The sequence below is a fragment of the Neobacillus drentensis genome (genome assembly GCF_036962765.1).
Lineage (GTDB): Bacteria > Bacillota > Bacilli > Bacillales > Cytobacillaceae > Neobacillus > Neobacillus drentensis_C.
Genome location: NZ_JBALOS010000293.1, coordinates 1 through 7038 on the forward strand (window position 1 = coordinate 1; position 7038 = coordinate 7038).

Annotated in this window: 6 protein-coding genes and 1 riboswitch; of the genes, 5 read left to right on the forward strand and 1 reads right to left on the reverse strand. The window is 36.0% G+C overall.

Translation table 11 applies throughout. The annotated features are described in order from the left end of the window. The first annotated feature begins 49 nt into the window (after window positions 1–49). Window positions 50–128: riboswitch (ZMP/ZTP riboswitch) on the forward strand. A gap of 168 nt (window positions 129–296) precedes the next feature. The 5 genes from V7137_RS27290 (at window position 297) to V7137_RS27310 (ending at window position 6057) form a co-directional block, all read left to right on the forward strand. Next, window positions 297–1496, forward strand: a complete 1200-nt coding sequence (locus tag V7137_RS27290; RefSeq protein ID WP_335700974.1) for a phosphoglycerate dehydrogenase — start codon at window positions 297–299, stop codon at window positions 1494–1496. Between the two features lie 192 nt (window positions 1497–1688). Next, window positions 1689–2825, forward strand: coding sequence for a GerAB/ArcD/ProY family transporter (locus V7137_RS27295; protein WP_335700975.1), 1137 nt, complete (start codon window positions 1689–1691; stop codon window positions 2823–2825). After that, on the forward strand, window positions 2791–4242 hold the full coding sequence (locus tag V7137_RS27300) for a spore germination protein (RefSeq protein ID WP_335700976.1): 1452 nt from the start codon (window positions 2791–2793) through the stop codon (window positions 4240–4242). The genes V7137_RS27295 and V7137_RS27300 overlap by 35 nt, the downstream gene beginning before the upstream one ends. Continuing rightward, window positions 4239–5399 (forward strand): Ger(x)C family spore germination protein, encoded by a 1161-nt coding sequence (locus V7137_RS27305; RefSeq protein WP_335700977.1) that lies wholly within the window; start codon window positions 4239–4241, stop codon window positions 5397–5399. Before V7137_RS27300 ends, V7137_RS27305 begins: the two co-directional genes overlap by 4 nt. A 52-nt stretch (window positions 5400–5451) precedes the next feature. Further along, window positions 5452–6057, forward strand: coding sequence for a DedA family protein (locus V7137_RS27310; protein WP_335700978.1), 606 nt, complete (start codon window positions 5452–5454; stop codon window positions 6055–6057). A 53-nt stretch (window positions 6058–6110) separates the two neighbouring features. On the opposite strand, the gene V7137_RS27315 is transcribed toward V7137_RS27310, so the two are convergent. Next, window positions 6111–6905: a polysaccharide deacetylase family protein gene (locus tag V7137_RS27315; RefSeq protein ID WP_335700979.1), complete on the reverse strand. Its 795-nt coding sequence runs from the start codon at window positions 6903–6905 to the stop codon at window positions 6111–6113. Window positions 6906–7038: the final 133 nt, after the last annotated feature.

Consider the following 7038-nt stretch of genomic DNA (forward strand, 5'->3'; position numbering starts at 1 on the left):
ATATGCTTGAATGTTCTTAGAAAATTTGTTATTTTTAGAGAAATAAAAAAAGGCTATGTGTAACTGGCGAAACGCGGATCACCGCGAGGGAGCACATAGTGTCGCAGCCGTTCGCCTGGGCAGAGGTAAGGAATTAAATCCTTGCCTCTTTCTGTTTATTAGGAGGGGATAGAACCGGCTGGAAGTCATATGACAATAAAATTACATTTTTTTAATAGAAGATTTTTTTATAAAATGAAAAATTTGCTAATTAGTAAACTTAAAAACTATCACAGAAGAATAGAGGAGAAAACACAATGAGCACAATGACCCTTGACAAAATGAAAACCATTAAAACGTTAAATAATATTGCAGAAAGCGGGTTAAATGTTTTTAATCAGGATCATTTCACGATCGACAATGAAAGTGACAATCCAGATGCGATTGTAGTTCGTAGTTTCAACATGCATTCTATTGAATTAGGAAATAAATTAAAGGCGATCGCACGCGCAGGAGCGGGTGTTAATAATATTCCTGTCGACAAATGTACAGAGCAGGGGATTGTTGTTTTTAATACACCTGGTGCGAATGCGAATGCTGTAAAAGAAATGGTGCTGACTTCATTAATGGCAACATCTCGTAACCTTTTTGCCGGCGTGGCCTGGACCAAGTCGTTAGCAGGGGAAGGCGAACAAGTACCAAAGCTTGTTGAAGCAGGTAAGAAACAATTCGTTGGAAAAGAAATTAAAGGAAAAACACTTGGTGTGATTGGATTAGGTGCAATCGGTGCGCTTGTAGCGAATGATGCACTTGATTTAGATATGGATGTTATTGGATTTGACCCGTTTATCTCAGTCGACACGGCTTGGAACTTGTCACGTAATGTTCAGCGTGCGATGACAATTGAACAGTTGTTTGCGAATTGTGATTATATAACCGTACACGTTCCATTAACTGAGGATACAAGAGGAATGTTTAACGAAGCAACCTTCAGCATCATGAAGCCAGGTGTTCATATCTTTAACTTCTCACGTGGTGAGCTTGTGAATGAAACAGATATGGCTGCCGCCCTAGAAAACGGGCAGGTTGGTACGTATGTGACAGATTTCCCTAATGAAAATGTATTGAAAATGAAAAATGCTGTTCCAATCCCACATCTTGGTGCTTCAACACAAGAATCTGAGGAAAACTGTGCCATTATGGCAGCCCGCCAGGTAAAGGATTATCTAGAAACAGGAAATATCAAAAACTCGGTGAATTTTCCAAACGCATCCCTGCCTTACACAGGTAAGCGACGCGTGGCGGCATTCCACAAAAACGTACCAAACATGGTTGGCCAGCTTACATTGGCAATCTCGAGCTATCAGTTAAATATCGCGGACATGATTAATCGAAGCCGTGGGGAATACGCCTATACGATGATCGACATCGACAATAAAGTGAACGGCGATATCATTCCTGGTTTATTGGAAAAAATCGATCAAATTGAAGGTATTGTAACAGTTCGTATTATTTAAGAAACTTAAAAGATCTTATAGATGAATTTGTTTTTCAATAAAATAAAAGAGTAAAAAAAGCTCAGGGTCCCATCAAATTTTTGATGAGACATGAGCTTTTTTTACTTTTCGTGATGTTCCGTTTTGAAGACCATTTTGAACACATATATTCATCATTTTTGGTGATAATATTACCTAAAATGATAAAGTTCGGTGATTATAATACAAAACTTAATTAAAATACTCCTTCCAAGACAATTATTTTTGTTATTGGTCCTTTCGACAGGTTTACTAAACCATGTCCTGCTTATACCAAATATACTCACCGCAGCTGGAAGAGACAGTTGGTTAAGTGTCATTGTGGCATATCCGATTTCTCTTTTCTTTCTCTGGCTGGTGTATTTTATTGTAAAAAACAGTCCAAATGAAGGCTTCTTTTCTATGATTCGACAGCGTCTGGGAAGGACGTTTTCAACTCTATTTTCGATTCCCGTCATTTTGTTTTTATTTACAAGCTCTTATGTCACTTTTAGGGACCTAATGATTTGGTTAAAAGCATATTTTCTCGCTGATGCTTCTGTTTTTATGATTAATGGTTTCTTGGTTTTTGTCTGTTTTTTAATCACACTTGCTGGGGTCAAAAGCATGGCTATATCTAGCGGTTTTTTACTACCGCTTGTTGTGCTATTTGGCATAGTTATTGCTCTAACAAACACGAGCTTAAAGGACCCAAGTTTATTACTTCCTGTGTTTGCAGACGGCTATTCTCCTCTTATTAGAGGGGGAATCTATGTTCTGTCAGGGCTGCTTGAGATTTACATCGTTATCCTGCTGCAGCCCTTTTCACAGGAACCTATTAAATTTAAACAGTTGTTTATTTTATTGACATTCTTAACAGGCTTAATCTTTGGGCCGCTTTCTGCATCAATCATGGAGTTTGGACCTACTGAATCAATCTACTTCCGGTATCCGGCTTATGAGCAATGGCGTATATTAAGCATTGGAGAATATATATCACATCTAGATTTTTTTGCTTTATATCAATGGCTTAGCGGTGCGTTGATTCGAATTGGATTATTCATGTATCTGTTAGGAACATTTTTTACCCATAAAAAGAAACATTATAGACTGAACCCTAAGCTTGTTGGAGTCATGTATCTCTTTTTGTTCGGTCTAATGACCATAAAAGTAGAAACCTATTATTTCTATAAGGTTATTTATAAATACTTTTTGCCGGCTAGTTTGGCATTTTTCCTTTTTCAAATCCTGCTATCAGCCGCCATTATTCTAGTTTTAAAGAAGAGGGATAAACAACATGGTAAGAAAAATACTCTTGAATCCACTTCGTAATGAAAGGCTAAGGCTAAAGGAGAAATCCGAACACCTTAAAAATCAATTTAAGAAAAGTCAAGACCTACGACTGATTGAGCACCATACAATCATGGACACGTTTGAAATGATCTATTTTGAAACCCTGATTGATATACATTATTTAGATCAAAATATTTTACCTAAACTCAGTGAGGATAAAGAAGATTCTGTCAAAAAAAAGCTTAAATCCTTTTTCCAAGCAGAAGATNNAGATGATCTATCAAATTTACTTTTTGATGGAAATGTCTTATTTTTATTCGGTGATTCGTTTTTAAGTATTCAAGCAGGATCCTTTCCTATGCGGCAACCTGAAGAATCCGCGATTGAGAGCTCAATAAGGGGTCCAAAGGATGGGTTTGTGGAGGATCTAAAGACAAATATCTCCTTAATAAGGCGAAGACTTAACACCTCGTCTTTATGTTTAGAGAAATATACGATTGGTAAAAGAAGTAGAACAAAAGTAGTACTCATGTATATAGAAGATTTAATTGATCAGCGAGTTTTGGATGAAATCCATAAAAGGTTAAATAAAGTAGAACTGGATATCTTAACGAGTATTCATGAACTTGAATCATATGTTCGTGATAGACCGTATTCCATCTTCCCGAGTATGGACTATACGGGTAGACCTGACTTTATTGTTCAGGCGCTGAATCAAGGCCGGTTTGCTCTCATTGTTGATGGAAATCCTACAGTCACTTTTGCACCGGTCAATATATTATTGCAGATTAAATCCCCTGAGGACACTTACATAAGTTATGCTTATGTATCAATAGAAAGAATTATCAGGATGATAGGGTTGATCATATCTGCTTTTTTACCTGGTGCATGGATCGCATTTTCTGCCTATAATATTGAACAGGTTCCCTATTTACTGGTTGCGACAATTACAATCTCGCGTTTTGGGCTGCCTATATCTTCACCACTAGAAATGTTTATTGTTCTATTTTTGTTTGAGCTATTTAATGAAGCGGGGGTACGCTTGCCAAGAGCAATTGGGCAAACTGTAGCTGTTTTAGGTGGCTTAATCGTAGGGGATGCTGCCATTCGGGCGGGGTTAACTTCACCGACCATGCTGGTCGTAGCGGCCATTACCTACATCTCGTCTTTTACGTTAGTGAATCAAACTTTAAGTACGGCTTGTACAATCTTAAGATTCACGATTATCTTAATGAGTACCTTATTTGGATTATTCGGTGTCATTATTGGCTTTATTCTAACGGTTTTTTACTTTTCAACCATTTCTTCCTTTGGGTCTCCATACCTAGGCTCTCTTTCGCCAATCAGTCTAAAAGGAATGATTAAGTCATTCATTAGGGCTCCAATCCAATTTTATAAGTCAAGAACAAACTTAACCAGTCCAGATGATCCAACAAGGGGTGGAAATCAATCATGAAAAGGAAATGGATGATTTCTTTTTTAGCGGGTTGTCTGCTTCTTTCCGGTTGTTCAGGTTTAAAAAATATTCAAGATGTAACCTATGTAGTGGCAATTGGTATGGACTATGATGAAGAAAAGGAGGAGTATATCGCGTATCTTCAATCCTTAAATTTCGCGAATGTAGCAAAGGTAGAAGGAGGTAAGCCTACTGAACCCATACCGATTTTTATTGCATCAGCAACGGGAGAAACACTAAATTTAGCGGTTGGTAACCTTTATAAAAAGTCGGAGCCTCCTTTATTTTTTGGCCACGTAGAAACACTTGTTTTAAGTCAAAGAATAGTCAGGAATCATTTTAAGGAAGTAATAGTAGAAATAGGCAGAAACCGTTCGCTCCGGCATACCTTACGAGTCATGACAACGGATGAAAATATTCGCGAAGTATTTAATATAAAGGCATTATTTAATTATCCGGCAATATACACGGTTCTTTTTAGAAAGGAAAAGAACGAAGTGTATCTTGATGAGCTCAAGCCTATGGCATTAATGAATTTTTTAAGAGCCTATTATGAGCCTATGGGGGTGGCCAAACTACCTAATGTAAAAATTGACTCTCAAACCTGGAAGGCAGAGGAAAATTACCCCATTGTATTTTTCGATGGATATGCCATTTTTCAGCAGCAAAAATTTAAGAAAGTCCTTCCTTTCAAGGACGCTGTTTATGTTAATTGGTTATTAGAAAAAAAGGTATCTTTAGATCAAAGAGTAGAAGATGAGGGAAAGCTTGTAGCGGCAATGAAACTAGCCACTCCAAAAATGAAGGTAAAATACAAGAAGGGAACTACAACCCCAAAGTTTTCCCTAGAAGTGTCTGTACCAGCAGATTTGGTCGAAAAAATCAAAGATATTCCCGAACCAAAATTAAAGAAATTAATGGAAGACGATATAAGAAGAAAAATCACTTCCATTTATAAACGTGGAGTTAAAAATAAAACAGATTTATTAAATGTTGGTGAAAAGTGGTATCGAAAACATCCAAAGCAATATAGGGAATTAAAAAAATCTACCAGCTTTTATCTAGATAAAGACTCCTTAACGAATATAAAGGTTAAGGTGCAAATATTTCATTTTAATAGCTATAAGTATGAACAGGATACCAATGTTGGTTTCTAATTCAGCAAAAGCAAGTTGATGGTTAGACATTACCTAATAGGATGATGAAAAAATGCAGAATCATATTGTTTACCTTCTAGAACATTATGGGTACTTCGGAATCATATTTGCCTTAATTGGCGGTATTGTAGGACTTCCTCTACCCGATGAGGTCCTTCTTACATATATTGGTTACAATGTGTTTCAGGGGAAATTATCCTATATAAATTCAATAATAAGTGCTTTTATTGGGGCAACGGCGGGGATTTCGCTTAGCTACTACATTGGTTATAGATTTGGGTTGCCTTTAATCGAAAAGTTTGGTCCGAAAATTCACATTACCGAACAAAAAATGAATAGTACCATGAAATTATTCAGGAAATTCGGACCTTATCTTTTATTATTTGGGTATTTTATTCCCGGGGTCCGGCATCTTACAGCTTATATAGGAGCCGTCAATCGCTTTCCCTTTAGAAAATTTACTGTTTACGCCTATACTGGTGCATTAATTTGGAGTTTTACTTTTATCACACTAGGAAGAATATTAGGCGAAAATTGGCACACCGTTGAACTATATATGTCAACATATAGTATTTATTTCATTACATTCTTATTGGCCCTTTCCCTCATCATTTATTTTTATTGGAAGAGAAGAAATCGAATAAGTAAGGGTATTTAGCATAAGGAAGTGTATATTTCTACACAATAGACTTATGAAGCGAAAAAATGCATTTAAAACATTAAATCAATGTGAGATGTTTTTTCTTTCTTGGAAGGATAAATTTCAAAAGTGTCTGGAATGATTTGTGTCGAGCGATAGAGCAATTCAGATACAGTGACAAATTTATATCCCTCCTTGTGTAAAAAGTCTAGAATGGTACCTAATGCTTTAACTGTTTGACATGTCTGAGTAAATTCACTACCATGCCAATCATGAAATAGAATGATATTCCCTGGCTTTACTCCTTTTGTGATTTCGTTACAAATTTGACTTACGGGAGGATCTGCCCAATCACGAGAATCTTGATTCCATAAAACAACTTCCTTTCCGTTTTTTATAGCAGTATTAATAATTAAATCATTATAAATGCCTCCTACGGGACGATAAAGAGACGGTTTAAAACCAGTGAACTTCTGAATAATTTTATCCGTTTCTTCTAATTCCGATGATAGTTTTGCAGACGAAATATTATGGTATAGATGTTGAAATGTGTGATTGGCAATTTCGTGTCCTTCTTTTACTTCCTGCTTTACAATATCAGGAAATCTTATTACTTTATTACCAGCAACAAAAAAAGTAGCTTTTGCATTATATTTAGCTAATATATCCAGTATCTGAGGAGTAAAAACAGGATGAGGTCCATCATCAAAAGTAATGGCAACTAATTTTTCTTTTGTATTTACTTCCCAAAAAAAATGCCCAGTTTTTTTATATGACTCGCGACTTTTAGTTGATGCGAATGTATTTGTTTGATAAAAAAATAAAGGAAGTAATAAAAGAACAGAAAAGAACCATATTTTTTTCATTAGTTGCACTCCTCATTCATAGTGGACTTAGTTTATGAAGTATTTATTAAAAATATATTAGTAAAGTAATGCCTTTTTTATTGGTAGGCTCTGTTGAAGTTTATTGTTGATTTTGGCACCCTGTTGATTGGAG